The sequence below is a fragment of the Vibrio kasasachensis genome (genome assembly GCF_050337565.1).
Taxonomy (GTDB): domain Bacteria; phylum Pseudomonadota; class Gammaproteobacteria; order Enterobacterales; family Vibrionaceae; genus Vibrio; species Vibrio kasasachensis.
Window position 1 is genome coordinate 381,431 of the sequence record NZ_JAKJTB010000010.1, and the last position, 16,288, is coordinate 397,718.

Here is a 16,288-nt window from a genome sequence, read left to right on the forward strand (position 1 = left end):
TTACTACTAACTTCTTCGCCAACGGTTACGTCGCCCAATTTGAATATTCGATTTGGACTTACCCAATTGTTCGGCTTGCTGCTCAGGTATGATTTGTTGCTCTGGTTCGAAATAACGACCTTGCACACCTTGAACACCAAGATCTAATAACGTTTTGTACTCTTGTTCTTGGTCAACACCTACCGCAATAACTTGCGTTTTGAGACCTTCGCATGCTCCTAATAAGCTACGGACAAACAACTGATTTTCGTGTCTTTGGTCGATTTGCTTAATTAAACTTCTGTGCAGTTTTAAATAGTCAATCGACAACTCTTTTAAATAGTGCGTACTGACGATTGAACGCCCAGCTTGCCCTACCACAACCTTGCAACCTAAGCCATTTAACATTTTGATCACTGGTCTCATATAATCAAGATGCTTAACTAAACGAGCTTCGGAAAATTCAAACAACAAGCGTTGCCGAGATTCAGCTGAAAGTTGAAGTAGCTCATCCCTAAACCAACGAAAGTACTTTCTTCCGGAAAATGGAATCACATGAAGGTTAATAGAGTAACATAAACTATTTTTTGACGCTTTCAAAAACCTGACGACAGCCAAAAAAACAGAACGATCTAAAACACTTTCGTATCCAACTGACTCAATTGCAGTATTAAAACGTGATGCTTTAATCAAACCTTTCTGTGGATCATTGATCCGTACAAATAATTCATAGTGCACCAAATTAGGCTGTCGCTCTTCAAGTGTGTAACAAGGCTGAGAAAATATATACACACCATCAGGTGTTAATACTTGATCAAACAAAGTTCGCCAGCGAACGCTACCACGCTCTTCTTCTTGAATTGATAATTTATTAAATCGGCTCCAGGTATTTACTTGCTGCAAACGAGCACTTTTTAACGCCGTTTCAGCCTCATCCATGATCTTGCCTTGCCGTTCTCCCTCATGGAACATACTGACACCAATATGGCACCAATTTTCCTTATCTAATGGATCTAACGGCGAAAGTTTATCAAAGTGCTTTAAACAATTTATCGCAATACTCGATACTTCTTTGTTACCCAAGTGCGGAGCAAATATTGCAAAATCAGCCTCATAATATCGAGATAGAATCACATCTGGGTAACGCAAAACTACTTTATTAATTGCTTCCCCCATATCAATGATGAACTGATTGGATATTTGCTTATCAACTTCTTCTGTTACCTGCTCCCAATCATCAATTCGAATTAATAGTACGCCACCATGAGAACCGCTCTCAGATAGGGCCGATTCAAGTTTACTATCGAACAAAATTCGATTCGCCGTTCCAGTCAATTGATCTAGAAAAGTCTGGGAGCGAATAAAGGTATCAAAGCGGCTACGCTCTTGGCGGGCATCTTGAAGCTCTTCAATTAGGCGATCCAGTGCTTCGCTTGCGGTATAAGGCCACTCATTAAGATCCCCTTTCGCATACTCCTCAACTCGACCCGCCAAAATCATTCGCCCACGTTCTTCCAATAATTCAGAACCTAATAGCTGAATCTTCAGCCATTTAAGACCATGTACTAGACAGAATACGATCAAAACAACGGCCAATGTTATTGACCATAGTGCTTGTAACGAGTAGCCGTAGCCTACATACGGGGGGATAGCCGTAAAGCGAATCTTGAATCCGTTATTTCGCTCTAAAGGATATTCGGCTTTATGCATTAACGAGGGATCTATTTTTGACGATGTATCACGGTAGCGATATATCACTCCAACTTGAGAAGAAAGTTCCATTTCGATGATACTAGAAGCCTGCAACATTTTCGGCATCCAGCGCTGCATTGAATATGCAGCGTCAGGATCTTCCATCTCTTTATCAACGACTTCAACAATACCTTTCAGCGATTGATCAAGGTATTCCTGACCTAAACTTCGGAACGACAATGTACCGCCCAAAAATAGGATAAACATCGCGCTAATCACTATCACGGTAACAAAGCTGACTAAGCGTGTGCTCAATTTTAAGGTAGGTGTGTACCTCATAAATTTGAGTTCCTTCTCTTTGAATATGGCAATGTCGTATGGGTAATAAAATGATTTGCTAAGACTATTTATCTAACAAGACCCAACCTCTCTCCATAGAGATGCTCGCCTAAGCCACTATATAAAAAAGCCGCGATAATCGCGGCTTTTTTTCACTTTCGATGGATTAAAACGGGATGTCGTCGTCAAAATCCATTGGTGGCTCATTATATTGAGGCTGTTGTTGCGGTGCGTGTTGTACTTGCTGAGGAGCTTGCTGCTGTTGCTGTTGTTGCATTGCAGGTTGTTGCGGCTGTCCCCAACCTTGCTGCTGTTGCTGTTTAGGTTGCTGCTGACCACCCATTGGCGCGCCTTGACCGCCACCTTGGCGACCACCTAACATCTGCATCACACCATTGAAACCTTGTACCACAATTTCAGTTGTGTATTGGTCTTGGCCTTGCTGGTTTTGCCATTTACGTGTCTGTAGTTGCCCTTCAATATATACCTGAGAGCCCTTACGTAAATACTCGCCAGCCACTTCAGCGAGTTTACCGAACAGAGACACTCGGTGCCATTCTGTTTTCTCGCGTTGTTCGCCAGTTGCTTTATCACGCCATGATTCTGAAGTTGCAATGGTAATATTTGCAACAGCACCACCGCTAGGCATGTAACGTACTTCTGGGTCTTGCCCTAAGTTACCCACTAAAATAACTTTATTTACTCCACGGCTAGCCATGTTTCGCTCCGTCCAAATTCATGTTCAATTTTGATAGCGCATAAGGATAACACCCCACCTGCAAATCAAACAACTGTTCCTGCCGATCTCTCCAATAAGTTTGTTGCTGCCGGTCTCAGATTCTAATACTTCCACATCTTTCTCTGCCCGCAGTTTCAATGAGATAAATAAAATTCACTATCAAATATGAAACATGCGTGGATTCACACTGACGATGAATCGCTCTTTGAGGTCAAATAAGACAGGATAGCCATAGAATAATTTATAAAGTGCAAATAACGAACAATGAGAATAACTTATGGCCAAGAACATCTACGCGAGAACCTTATATTTTCTTTGTGAAGATAAAGAAGCCCACTATCCTATTGTAGACCTTATTGAAGAAACTCTCTGCTTGCCTATTCCACGCATGGAACCACAAGACTTTATGATGGCAATGCAACAACATAAGCACAAGATATTGCTCATTGACCACAATAATTACCAACAACTCAACAGCGCTATACGTGACCTGCCCTTATCCAACAAAATTTTTGAAACGGTAATTTTCAATGTGGAAAAACGTTTGACTACCGATGAGCTGTTGAGCTTCGGCAATCTAAAAGCACTGTTTTATAGAAATAATGATATTGCGGAGGTCGCTTTTGGTTGTGGTGAAGTGATTAACAGTCAAAATTGGTTACCACGCAAAGTTTCGGCACAACTGCTTCATTACTATCGCCATGTGATAGACAGTCAAACCTCTCCTGCGACAGTCGACCTCACCACGAGAGAGATTCAGATTTTACATAGCTTAAAAACAGGAGCTTCCAATAACCAAATTGCGGAAGATCTCTTTATTAGCGAATTTACCGTTAAGTCACACCTTTATCAGGTATTCAAAAAGCTTTCGGTGAAAAACAGAGTACAAGCCATCTCATGGGCCAAACAGCATTTAGTGTCTTAATTTTAATTCACTAAGCAAGAAATCAACTTTTGCACTAGTTGGTTAATTATCTATTCATAAAACCATGTTATCTTGTCGGCAATTTCAAATACGTCAGAAAGATAAAGGGTTTTATCATGATCAAAAAATGTCTATTCCCAGCAGCTGGTTACGGAACACGCTTCCTACCTGCAACAAAATCGATGCCGAAAGAAATGATGCCTGTAGTCAACAAGCCTTTGATTGAATACGGTATTGAAGAAGCAATTCAAGCGGGTATGGACGGAATGTGTATCGTTACGGGTCGTGGTAAGCATTCAATCATGGATCACTTTGACAAGAACTACGAGCTAGAGCACCAAATCAGTGGCACTAACAAAGAAGAACTACTAGTAGATATTCGCGACATTATTGACGCAGCAAACTTCACTTATATCCGCCAACGTGAAATGAAAGGCTTAGGTCACGCTATATTAACGGGTCGCGAACTGATCGGTGATGAACCATTTGCCGTAGTACTCGCGGATGACCTTTGTGTAAATGAGCAAGCTGGTGTACTTGAACAGATGGTCGCTCTATTTAAACAATTCCGTTGTTCAATTGTCGCAGTACAAGAAGTCCCTGAAAATGAAACACACAAGTATGGTGTTATTTCAGGTGAAATGATCAAAGACGACATTTACCGTGTCGATGATATGGTCGAAAAACCAGAAGCAGGAACAGCACCAAGCAATCTAGCTATTATCGGTCGCTATATTCTGACTCCAGATATTTTTGACATAATTGAACAAACTGAACCAGGCAAAGGCGGTGAAATTCAAATCACAGACGCACTACTCAAACAGGCGAAAGCTGGTTGTGTGCTTGCCTACAAATTCAAAGGTCAACGTTTCGATTGCGGCAGCGTAGAAGGTTATATTGAAGCAACCAACTACTGCTTTGAAAATCTCTACTTAAAAGACAGTAAGAAAACGGAACTCGGTAAACAAACGACCGCTAAACAGGCGTAGAACCCACAAAAGACCAGTAAAGGTGATCTTAAAAACCACCTTTACTGTATTTATACCCAGTATTTTATTTGAACATTTCTCGCACTGTGTAATACTAGAAGCTCTTCCCATACAGAGCGATAACAATGGACAAGATAGAAATACGCGGTGCCCGCACTCACAACCTCAAGAATATTAATCTCACCATTCCCCGAGATAAACTAATTGTCATCACGGGATTATCGGGCTCCGGAAAATCGTCTCTCGCTTTTGACACTCTGTATGCCGAAGGGCAACGTCGTTATGTAGAATCACTATCGGCTTACGCTCGCCAATTCCTTTCTTTGATGGAAAAGCCTGATGTTGACCATATTGACGGTCTCTCCCCTGCCATTTCTATCGAACAAAAGTCCACTTCACACAACCCTCGTTCAACTGTGGGTACCATCACCGAAGTGTATGACTATTTACGTCTGTTCTATGCGCGTGTTGGTGAACCTCGTTGCCCAGAGCACAAAGCCCCCCTATCAGCACAAACCGTATCACAAATGGTTGATAAAGTTTTGGAACTGCCAGAAGGGTCAAAAATGATGCTGCTTGCGCCGATAGTCAAAGAGCGCAAAGGTGAGCACGTTAAAACGCTAGAAAACTTAGCCGCTCAAGGGTTTATTCGCGCGCGTATTGATGGAGAAACCTGTGACCTCTCCGATCCTCCACCGCTTGAGTTGCACAAAAAGCACACCATTGACGTTGTTGTCGACCGTTTTAAAGTTCGCGCTGACTTACAACAGCGTTTAGCTGAATCATTCGAAACCACTTTAGAGCTCTCTGGTGGTGTTGCGGTGATAGCGCCAATGGATGGCGATGGTGAAGAAGTGGTGTTTTCTGCCAACTTTGCTTGTCCACATTGTGGATACAGCATGCAAGAACTTGAGCCTCGCTTGTTCTCTTTCAATAATCCAGCGGGTGCCTGCGGAACTTGTGATGGCTTGGGTGTACAGCAATATTTTGATCCTGAGCGTGTCATTCAAGATGAATCACTAAGCCTTGCACAAGGGGCTATTCGCGGTTGGGATCAGAAGAACTACTACTATTTCCAAATGTTGTCTTCGTTGGCAAAGCATTATGATTTCGACCTGCAGCAACCTTTCAACAAACTACCAAAAAAAATCCAAGACGTGATCTTAAAGGGTTCTGGACGAACAGAAGTTGAGTTCAATTACATCAACGATCGCGGTGATATTCGCGTCAAGCGTCACCCATTTGAAGGCATTCTAAATACCTTAGAACGTCGCTACCATGACACAGAATCAAACTCTGTTCGTGAGGATTTAGCCAAATATATCTCAACTAAATGCTGCGAAAGCTGTGACGGTAGTCGCTTACGCCTTGAAGCTCGCAATGTCTTTATTGGTGACACAACGCTACCTGAAATTGTTGAACTGAGTATTGCTGATGCTTTAAGTTTCTTCTCAACACTTTCGCTTGAGGGACAACGAGCAAAAATTGCTGAAAAGATCATGAAAGAGATCAACGATCGCCTTGAATTCTTGGTCAACGTTGGTTTGAACTATCTCAATCTTTCTCGCAGTGCCGAAACATTATCGGGTGGGGAAGCACAACGGATTCGTCTCGCCAGCCAAATAGGTGCAGGTCTTATGGGCGTCATGTATGTACTTGATGAACCTTCGATCGGCCTGCATCAACGTGATAATGAACGTCTACTTAAAACACTCATTCATTTACGGGACTTAGGTAATACTGTGCTGGTGGTAGAACATGATGAAGATGCCATTCGCTGCGCTGATCATGTGATCGATATTGGTCCGGGCGCTGGCGTTCACGGTGGTCAAGTTGTCGCTCAAGGCACAATGGCTGAGATTATCGACACGCCAGAGTCTTTAACTGGACAATACCTTTCCGGTATAAAAAAAATTGCCATACCCGAACAACGCACGCCATTTAACAAAAAGAAAGTTTTTGAGCTCATTGGTGCCACTGGCAACAATCTCAAATCGGTAGATTTGACTATCCCTGTCGGGTTGTTTTGCTGCATTACCGGGGTATCAGGTTCGGGCAAATCAACCTTAATTAACGATACATTCTTTAAGATTGCTCATACCCAACTAAATGGGGCAACCACCGCTGTACCAGCACCTTATAAAAAAATCAAAGGGTTAGAGCATTTCGACAAGGTTATCGATATTGACCAGAGCCCTATCGGTCGAACGCCACGCTCAAATCCTGCGACCTACACTGGAATATTCACCCCAATTAGAGAGCTCTTTTCTGGCACACAAGAATCTCGTTCACGCGGTTATAAACCCGGTCGCTTTAGTTTTAATGTGCGTGGTGGTCGCTGCGAAGCCTGTCAAGGTGATGGTGTCATTAAAGTAGAAATGCATTTTCTACCTGATGTCTACGTGCCATGTGATCTCTGCCATGGTAAGCGCTACAACCGCGAAACACTCGAAGTTCGCTACAAAGGCAAAACCATCGATGAAGTACTAGAAATGACGGTTGAAGATGCTCGCCAATTTTTCGAACCGGTACCTGTTATCGCGAGAAAGTTACAGACTTTAATGGATGTGGGGCTTTCTTATATTCGTCTTGGTCAAGCTGCAACCACCTTATCTGGAGGTGAAGCACAGCGAGTTAAACTGGCTCGCGAGCTCTCGAAGCGTGATACAGGCAAAACCCTGTATATTCTAGACGAGCCAACTACCGGACTACACTTCCATGATATTCAGCAATTGCTCACCGTGCTGCATCGCTTACGCGATCATGGCAATACCGTGGTTGTTATCGAGCACAACCTTGATGTAATAAAAACAGCAGACTGGATCGTCGATCTAGGTCCGGAGGGAGGAGACGGTGGCGGTGAAATTATTGCCCAAGGCACACCTGAAGATGTGGCACTTGTCGAAGGTTCACATACCGCACACTTCCTTAAACCTATGTTAAAATAGAAAAAGGTCAACAGAGCCTAGGAACCAGCGTATCATACGCTGGTTTTGTTTTTGTAGAAGTGACACCAATATGGCAACCATACATGTAACCGGAACACAACTTGAGCCACAAATACCAAGGCTTCCTTTAGTTCGTCCATTTCTAGTATCACTTGGTGTGATCTACCTGCTAGCCATGCATGTCTTTATGGCAAATCCTGGCGGTTCCGGCTTAGCATTGTCATTTAATGCCACCACATGGTTGGCTTTTGGCATCTGTATCGCCATCGGTCTGTATCAAATCGGTACCGAAGGCAAACTTCGCTACAATAAACTAACCATAGTGCTATTTGTATCTTGTCTAATCATGACAGCGCCGATACTTTATCCCAACTCTTCGTTACTACTATCATTCAACCGCCTCGCTGGATTGTGGATGGGCTTTTTATTGCTCGTCGTGCTACAACAATTTCGTTTTAGCAATCGTCAAAGGCAGCGCCTATTGTGGTTTATTGTTATCGCGGTGGCGATACAAGCAACGTTTGGCTGGATTCAGTACTTAATACTAGAGCCAGGAAATATCTTTGGTTACAACACAATAAGTAACCGACCTTACGGAATTTTTCAGCAACCCAATGTTATGGCTAGCTTTCTCGCTACTGGTCTCGCGGTTTCTGGGTACTTACTTTCTCGCCAGCCAATTAAGTATCAACGTAAATTGAGTGATGTAAGCCTTCTTTATGTAATGCCTTTGCTCACCATTCCATTGATCATAATTTTGGCGTCTCGTACGGGCTGGTTAAGCGCGGCAATCTCCGTTGCTTTGGTACTACCGTATCTCTATCGTTTTGCCAGCCATAAACGCATAGCCGGTTGGAGCCTCTCAGCACTGATTGGCGTCATGCTGGGTTTAGTTTTACCTCTTCTGACTGCATCTTCAGGTGGCTCAGATGTCATCACACAAAAAGTAAACCTAGAAAGCCCGCGTAGTTATATCTACCCACAAGCACTCGATATGTTCATCGAGAAGCCCTTCACTGGTTATGGTTACGGCAGTTTTGAGCCTTCTTATATTCTGTATACGGCACGACAACACCAACTTAATCCGGACTATAATGTCGGCTTACCAAGTCTCGACCATCCACATAATGAACTGCTTTATTGGGGAGTTGAAGGTGGGTTATTACCGATACTCGGCATTGTTTTCGCGGCGCTATTCGTGCTACTTAGAATGTACCAAGCAAAGAAAGGCACTCGGCTAGCGATGTTTGGGCTGTTTGTCCCAATAGTGCTGCATAGCCAACTAGAGTATCCTTTCTATCACTCATTTGTGCATTGGGTTACTTTTATAATCCTGTTGTATTGGGTTGATCAGCGATCGAATAGCTATCGCATCGCGCCATTTAGCCGGATATCTCAAATTCTGCTGAGAGTGATGAGCCTCGTTGTCCCAATCATCATTACGGTTTATATGCTGAGCTCTTTGCATACCAACTACGTACTGACAAAATTTGAACGCTCTAACCCAAAAGATCCTGAAATATTGGAGCAGGTGACAAATCCTGTCGTTTGGAAAGATCGTTACGATTGGGATGTATACAGCACCTATCTAAATATCGGCTTAATAACGCAAAACCCTGATTACATAAAACCTTATATAGATTGGTCATTAGCGATCATCAAGGACAAGCCACGACCAGCTTTCTATAACAACTTGATTATGGCGTACCAAGGATTGGGCGATACACTTAAAGCAGAGCAAATTCGCAGTGAAGCTAAATATCTTTTCCCAACTCGCGATTTTGAGAAAGTGCAATATATTGCGCCAGATATTGATGCGCTGAAGCCACCCGTAGAGCAATAAGAGCAGCGGCTTTACGCCGCTATTCATCCTACAAAGTTAACGATTCTTCCAAGGCGCGTAAGCACAAAGCGACATTTTCATCTTTGGCAGCGTATCCCATCAAGCCTATGCGCCAAGCTTTACCCGCTAAGACACCAAGCCCTGCACCTATTTCCAAGTTATAGGTTTCTAGTAAGTGGCTACGCACTTTCACTTCATCAATGCCTTCTGGCACGTATACAGCGTTTAATTGTGGCAAACGATACGCTTCATCAACCACAAATTTAAAGCCCAACTTTTCCAATCCTACTTTTAACTTTCCATGCATCGTTTGATGACGCTGCCATGCATTTTCAAGCCCTTCTTGCTTGAGCATTAACAAAGACTCATGCAACGCATATAGGCTGTTTACGGGGGCTGTATGGTGGTAGCTGCGCTTACCTTCCCCACTCCAATACCCAAGCACTAAGCTTTGATCTAAGAACCAGCTTTGTACTGGGGTTGCGCGATTTTTAATTTTCTCTATCGCGTTAGAAGAAAATGTCAGCGGAGAAAGACCCGGAACACAAGAGAGACATTTCTGGCTGCCAGAATAAACCGCATCCAATTGCCACTCATCCACTTTCAACGGCGAACCGCCCAGAGATGTCACCGCATCAACAATAGTTAACGCATTGTGTTTTTTCGCTAACCGACTAATTGCTTGAGCATCCGAGATTGCACCAGTTGATGTTTCTGCATGAACAAACGCAACGATTTTGACCTCTGGATGAGCGACCAAAGCTTGCTCTACTTTAGAGATTGAAACTGGGTTACCCCACTCATCGTCAATGACGATCGCTTCACCACCAGCGCGAATTACGTTTTCTCGCATGCGTTCGCCAAACACACCATTGCGACATACGATCACTTTATCACCCGCTTCAATCAGGTTAACAAAACACGCTTCCATGCCTGCGCTGCCCGGTGCAGATACAGCAATAGTGAACTCGTTTTCAGTTTGGAAAGCATATTTTAGTAATTGTTTGAGCTCATCCATCATGCCAACAAAAAGTGGGTCTAGATGACCAACCGTCGGGCGACTTAGGGCCTGAAGTACTTGTGGCGATATATCCGATGGACCAGGTCCCATAAGAATTCGACGAGGTGGAATAAAGCTTTGAATTGTCATAATCGCTCCTTGCAGCATGCTTTTAATCTTCTCATATCTAAACCACCTTAAAACAATATCCGAAGCGGAACAATTGGTCGTAAGTCTAGTAATTATGAATTTGTTAAACATTGTCAGTTTCTAAGTAAAAGTTTCGGTTGACTTTGATCACATAAAGCCGTTCAATAATTAGACACAGAAGAGGAGCATTGCCTAGGTAGATGCATCGTGGAGCCGCAACTCCAATACGATTCATTGAGGGAGAGCAATGCCGAGACGCCACCCAATTGCAGGTTTAGTGACGTCGATTGACTTGGGTTGACTCTCATCAATTGTCATCAGCACTGTCTGATGAAGCGCTTCTGAGGTGATTGTTATTGCCTAATAACTTACCTCTTTAAATCGCTCAAAACTCTCTTCTCGTTTGATCGTATCCAAACAACTGCGACTTCAAGTCGGACAGGATACTCAAACAAAAAAACAAAGGACGTTGGATAACCAACAACAATATTTAGGAAGTCGTGGGAGAATCGCTGTGAGCTCATTTAATGTCGCCAAATTTGGCGGTACCAGTGTTGCAAATTTTGAAGCTATGAGTCGCTGTGCGATCATTATCGAAAACAACCTCAATACAAAGCTTGTCGTGAGCAGTGCCTGCTCAGGTGTAACCAATCTGCTAGTTGAACTCGCTAACGGCGTGGTTAATGAGCAACAACGAATCAAAATTATCGAAAAATTGGCTGATATTCATCAAGCCGTTTTGACCAGACTGGAAGACTCTACTAATACAGAAGCCGAAGTTAGCAAAATCCTTGATACTGTCTCTCACCTTGCAGAAGATGCATCCATTCAAGCGAGCAAAAAACTAACCGATCAGCTTGTCTCTTGTGGCGAATTGATGTCTACGCACTTATTGACTCAGGTGATGCGTGAGCAAGGCATCAATGCTATTCGTTTTGATATCCGCCAAGTATTGCGTACCAATGATGATTTTGGTAAAGCAGAGCCAAACGTGGCTCAAACAGCGCAGCTAGCAAAAGAGAAACTCGTTCCGCTCTGCCAAGAGTTCGTGGTGGTCACTCAAGGCTTTATTGGTTCAGACGAACAAGGTAATACCACGACGCTGGGTCGCGGTGGTAGCGATTACAGCGCCGCCCTTATCGCTGAAGCGGTTAAAGCAAAAGGATTAGAAATTTGGACCGATGTTCCAGGGATCTATACTACCGACCCGAGAATTGCAGAGAAAGCAACGCCTATCCCAGAGATTAGTTTTAGTGAAGCCTCTGAAATGGCAAATTTTGGTGCAAAAATCTTACATCCTTCCACATTAGTACCAGCATTGCGCCATGATATACCCGTTTTTGTTGGCTCATCAAAAGAGCCAGAAAAAGGCGGCACTTGGATTCGTCATCAAGTACAAAGCTCACCACTATTTCGTGCCCTTGCTCTGCGCGATAACCAAACAATGGTGACATTGCGCAGTGCGAAGATGTTCCATGCCTATGGTTTCTTGGCTAAAGTATTTGAGATTTTAGCCAAACATAAAGTCTCGGTAGATCTCATTACCACCTCAGAGATAAGCGTTTCTCTTACCCTCGACCAAACCGATACTTCTGGTGGTGCACCACAATTACCTGCGGTTGCACGTAAAGAGCTAGAAGAGCTATGTACGGTAGAGATAGAGCAAAACCTCAGCCTTGTCGCACTAATCGGTAATAACATGGGTGAAAGCCGTGGTTATGCCAAACAAGTATTTGGAACATTGGAAGACTTAAACTTACGCATGATTTGCTTCGGCGCGAGCCCACACAACTTATGTTTTCTAGTTCATGAATCCGTTTCTCGCCATGCCATTCAAAAGCTTCACCAAGAGCTATTCGAAGCTTAAACTTTTCATTACTGAATAAAAAACCGAGCGCGAAACTCGGTTTTTTATTGGCTATGTTTCGGAGTATCTCTGCACTCAATCCATATCAATTTTAATATTGTCTAGCGTGCTACTCGATGCCCCATCGCCACTGTGCACCTTAAGCATGATACGCAAGTCATTGGCGGAATCAGCACTGTGCAATGCATCTTCTTCATTAATTTTATCCTCGATAACCAACTGATAAAGCGCCTGATCAAATGTCTGCATACCAATCTGTTGTGATTTTGCCATGGTCGATTTAAGTTCATGCAAGTCACCGCGACGAATCAGATCCGCAACACGCGGACTATTGAGTAAGACCTCAAACACGCCATGTCGACCTTGCCCATTCTTATCACGTAATAGTTGCTGCCCCACAACCCCTTTCAAGTTCATCGAAAGATCAAATAAGAACTGGTCTTTTTTCTCTTTCGGTACTAAATGAAGAATACGCTCTAAAGCTTGGTTAGCATTATTTGCATGTAACGTTGCCATACATAAGTGCCCCGTCTCAGCAAACGCCATCGCATACTCCATTGTTTCTCGGCTGCGAATCTCACCAATCAAAATCATATCTGGTGCTTGCCGCAAAGAATTCTTCAGCGCCACTTCATAGCTTTCGGTATCAAGCCCCACCTCTCGCTGCGTCACAATACAACCTTTATGTGGATGCACAAACTCAATTGGGTCTTCTACTGTGAGTATATGCCCTGTTCTATTGGCATTACGATAACCTGTCATTGCAGCCATGGTGGTTGATTTACCTGAACCTGTCGCACCGACCACTAGCACTAAACCACGTTTGGCAATTGATAAATCTTGTAGTACATGCGGCAAATTGAGCGATTCAAAGCTTGGTATTTGCGTCTCTATACGGCGAATAACGGCACCCGGCAGTTCTCGCTGAAAGAATGCCGAAACACGAAAACGTCCATATTCACGCACCACAGCGAAATTAGCTTCACGTGTGGACTTAAAGTCCACTTGGCGCGGCTCATCCATGATTGCGTTCAATAACTCGAATACATTTTGCTCCGTCAATACATCTCCATGAGCACGCAATTCTCCATCGACACGATAAAGCACTGGCGCACCAACAGTGACGTATAAGTCCGAGGCTTTTTGTTCACTCATCCCTTGTAGAAATGCATCGATTACCATCAATAATCCCTTAATAAGTTAGCGAGCCAATCTTTTGTTCCACTTCTTCCGGCTCAACGAGACCGCGCGCGATCAACTGTTTCGCGTTTTGCTCGATAGTTTGCATACCGTGTGCAGCACCCGTCTGAATAACCGAGTACATCTGAGCCACTTTGTCTTCACGGATTAAGTTACGTATTGCCGGTGTCGCCATCATTATTTCATGACAAGCAACTCGACCACCACCAATCCGTTTCAATAGCTTTTGTGCAATAACCGCACGCAATGATTCAGATAACATTGAGCGAACCATACCTTTATCGCTGCCAGGAAAAACATCGATAATACGGTCAATGGTTTTGGCAGCAGAGCTGGTATGTAAAGTACCGAACACTAAGTGACCTGTCTCAGCCGCGGTTAGCGCTAAGCTAATTGTTTCTTGATCTCGCAATTCACCAACTAAGATGACATCCGGATCTTCACGTAAAGCACTGCGCAGCGCCGCTTTGAAGCTATGGGTATCACGATGAACTTCACGTTGGTTTACCAAGCATCTTTGATTGTCGTGAACAAACTCAATTGGGTCTTCAATGGTCAAAATATGCTTGTTGTGATGACGATTAATGTAATCAACCATTGCAGCTAACGTTGTCGATTTCCCCGAGCCAGTTGGGCCTGTCACTAATACCAAGCCTTTCTCGATATTAGCGATTTGTTCAAATATCTCTGGGGCTTCTAAATCTTCCAAAGTCGGTATACTCGTTGGAATAGTACGGAAAACGGCTGCGCACCCACGAGCTTGATTAAAGGCGTTAACACGGAAACGACCAATACCAGATAATTCAAACGAAAAGTCGACTTCGAGACGTTCCTCATATTCACTGCGCTGAGCATCGTTCATAATCTCGAATACCAAACGGTGCACATCTGCATGGCTAAAAGCAGGCATACTTAGCTTTCTGACTTCGCCATCTATGCGCACCATTGGAGAAACACCTGCAGAAAGATGTAGATCTGACGCATTATGTTTTACACTAAAGTCCAGTAACTCAGTGATATCCATTTAAATTCCTTAGTAAAGTTAGCTATGAACAGTATTCAACAAAACATTGAACAAATCACCTCACAGATCTTAAGTGCGCAACAAAAATGTGGGCGCACTCAAGAGTCGGTGCAACTTCTCGCCGTAAGCAAAACCAAACCAAACCAAGCAGTCCTAGAGGCAGCTCAGGCTGGCCAAGGTGCTTTTGGTGAAAACTATGTGCAAGAAGGCGTAGACAAAGTAGCATATTTTTCCGAGCACCATCCGGATCTGCCTATCGTGTGGCACTTTATTGGCCCGATTCAGTCTAATAAAACTCGTCCGGTCGCAGAAAGCTTTGATTGGGTTCACACCATTGACCGCGCAAAGATTGCTCAGCGGCTTAATGACCAACGCCCAATCAATATGAAGCCAATTCAAGTGCTCATCCAAGTGAACACCAGTGGCGAAAGCAGTAAGTCTGGTATTGATGAAGAGCAGGTATTTGAACTCGCAGAGTTGATTTCATCACTACCAAACCTCACGTTAAGAGGGTTGATGTCAATTCCAGCTAATGTACCCGATCATGCATCTCAACTGCATGCGTTTACTCAGTTGGCAGATTTAAAACAGCGCCTTAGTGAGCGTTTACCCGAACTCAACTTAGATACTCTTTCCATGGGTATGAGTGGTGATATGAGTGCCGCCATCGAAGCAGGTAGCACTATGGTTCGTATCGGAACCGCGATATTTGGTGCTCGCGACTACAGCAAGTAATAACGCAAACAATTAGGGATCCATCATGGAACACAAGAAAATCACCTTTATCGGCGCAGGAAATATGGCGCGCTCAATTATTACTGGCTTATTGGCTAGTGGATACCCAGCGAGCTTAATTACCGCTACCGGTCCTAACCAGGACAAACGTGATTTTCTGGCTGACCAATATGGTATAAATACCAATGGTGATAATGCTCAAGCTGCGCGCGATGCTGACGTTGTGGTCCTTGCCGTTAAGCCACAAATGATGTCATTGGTCGCGCAAGGGATGTTAGACATCGACTACCAAGATAAACTGGTGATCTCGATTGCTGCAGGTATTAGTGCAAGCCGCCTAAATGAAATGTTTGCGGCCAAATTAAACCTCGTGCGCGTGATGCCAAATACACCATCGCTGGTAGGTCAAGGTATGAGCGGGCTTTACGCTCCGGAAAATGTCGTTGAACAAGACAAGCTCTTCGCTGCGGACTTAATGAGCGCAGTCGGTAAGGTTTGCTGGGTTGAGCAAGAATCTGATATCAACACCGTCATTGCTGCGGCTGGTAGTGCTCCCGCGTACTTCTTCTTATTTATGGAAGCAATGCAAGCCGAGGCAATTCAGCAAGGTTTTGACGCTGATACCGCTCGTTTATTGGTACAACAAGCAGCGCTGGGCGCGGCGGAAATGGTTGTGGCTAACCCCGAGGTTGAATTGTCAACTTTGCGTGAGCAAGTCACCTCCAAAGGCGGTACCACTGCTGAAGCAATTCGTACTTTCAATGAGCATCAGTTATCCGATATTATCGCCAAAGCAATGCAAGCGGCAGTGCTGCGCGCACAAGAAATGGAAAAATTATTTTAATAATTAGAACCGTT

12 protein-coding genes and 1 riboswitch are annotated in these 16,288 nt (G+C 43.9%); of the genes, 7 read left to right on the plus strand and 5 right to left on the minus strand.

Annotated elements, in window-relative coordinates:
* Positions 1–6: 6 nt before the first annotated feature.
* Both csrD and L4C38_RS06560 read right to left on the minus strand, forming a co-directional pair.
* Positions 7–2,010, minus strand: coding sequence for an RNase E specificity factor CsrD (gene csrD, locus L4C38_RS06555; RefSeq protein WP_428796733.1), 2,004 nt, complete (start codon positions 2,008–2,010; stop codon positions 7–9).
* Positions 2,011–2,176: 166 nt separating this feature from the next.
* Entirely contained in the window at positions 2,177–2,728 is a 552-nt protein-coding gene (locus tag L4C38_RS06560) for a single-stranded DNA-binding protein (RefSeq protein ID WP_428796734.1), read from the minus strand.
* A gap of 298 nt (positions 2,729–3,026) precedes the next feature.
* Here L4C38_RS06560 and L4C38_RS06565 point away from each other — a divergent pair, with 298 nt between their 5' ends.
* The 4 genes from L4C38_RS06565 to L4C38_RS06580 all read left to right on the plus strand — a co-directional run bounded on the left by L4C38_RS06565 (position 3,027) and on the right by L4C38_RS06580 (position 9,454).
* On the plus strand, positions 3,027–3,674 hold the full coding sequence (locus L4C38_RS06565; RefSeq protein ID WP_428796735.1) for a LuxR C-terminal-related transcriptional regulator: 648 nt from the start codon (positions 3,027–3,029) through the stop codon (positions 3,672–3,674).
* Between the two features lie 116 nt (positions 3,675–3,790).
* A complete protein-coding gene (gene galU, locus L4C38_RS06570; protein ID WP_428796736.1) occupies positions 3,791–4,663 on the plus strand; it encodes a UTP--glucose-1-phosphate uridylyltransferase GalU in 873 nt (290 codons plus the stop codon).
* A 125-nt stretch (positions 4,664–4,788) separates the two neighbouring features.
* Entirely contained in the window at positions 4,789–7,611 is a 2,823-nt protein-coding gene (gene uvrA / locus L4C38_RS06575; protein ID WP_428796737.1) for an excinuclease ABC subunit UvrA, read from the plus strand.
* A 70-nt stretch (positions 7,612–7,681) separates the two neighbouring features.
* Positions 7,682–9,454: a PglL family O-oligosaccharyltransferase gene (locus tag L4C38_RS06580; RefSeq protein WP_428796738.1), complete on the plus strand. Its 1,773-nt coding sequence runs from the start codon at positions 7,682–7,684 to the stop codon at positions 9,452–9,454.
* Between the two features lie 28 nt (positions 9,455–9,482).
* Here the strand turns inward: L4C38_RS06580 and L4C38_RS06585 are convergent, their stop codons facing one another.
* Positions 9,483–10,604: a pyridoxal-phosphate-dependent aminotransferase family protein gene (locus L4C38_RS06585; RefSeq protein ID WP_428796739.1), complete on the minus strand. Its 1,122-nt coding sequence runs from the start codon at positions 10,602–10,604 to the stop codon at positions 9,483–9,485.
* A 170-nt stretch (positions 10,605–10,774) separates the two neighbouring features.
* A riboswitch (Lysine riboswitch) is annotated at positions 10,775–10,953 on the plus strand.
* Between the two features lie 165 nt (positions 10,954–11,118).
* Here L4C38_RS06585 and lysC point away from each other — a divergent pair.
* A complete protein-coding gene (gene lysC / locus L4C38_RS06590; RefSeq protein ID WP_428796740.1) occupies positions 11,119–12,471 on the plus strand; it encodes a lysine-sensitive aspartokinase 3 in 1,353 nt (450 codons plus the stop codon).
* 75 nt (positions 12,472–12,546) lie between these two features.
* Here lysC and L4C38_RS06595 read toward each other — a convergent pair whose 3' ends face one another.
* Positions 12,547–13,653: a PilT/PilU family type 4a pilus ATPase gene (locus tag L4C38_RS06595; RefSeq protein ID WP_428796741.1), complete on the minus strand. Its 1,107-nt coding sequence runs from the start codon at positions 13,651–13,653 to the stop codon at positions 12,547–12,549.
* 10 nt (positions 13,654–13,663) lie between these two features.
* Positions 13,664–14,695: a type IV pilus twitching motility protein PilT gene (locus L4C38_RS06600; RefSeq protein WP_428796742.1), complete on the minus strand. Its 1,032-nt coding sequence runs from the start codon at positions 14,693–14,695 to the stop codon at positions 13,664–13,666.
* Positions 14,696–14,719: 24 nt separating this feature from the next.
* Between L4C38_RS06600 and L4C38_RS06605 the strand changes: the two genes are divergently transcribed.
* Positions 14,720–15,430 carry a YggS family pyridoxal phosphate-dependent enzyme gene (locus L4C38_RS06605; RefSeq protein ID WP_428796743.1) on the plus strand — a complete coding sequence of 237 codons (711 nt, stop codon included), beginning with the start codon at positions 14,720–14,722 and terminating at the stop codon, positions 15,428–15,430.
* 25 nt (positions 15,431–15,455) lie between these two features.
* Positions 15,456–16,274 (plus strand): pyrroline-5-carboxylate reductase, encoded by an 819-nt coding sequence (proC, locus tag L4C38_RS06610; protein WP_428796744.1) that lies wholly within the window; start codon positions 15,456–15,458, stop codon positions 16,272–16,274.
* The last annotated feature ends 14 nt before the right edge of the window (positions 16,275–16,288 follow it).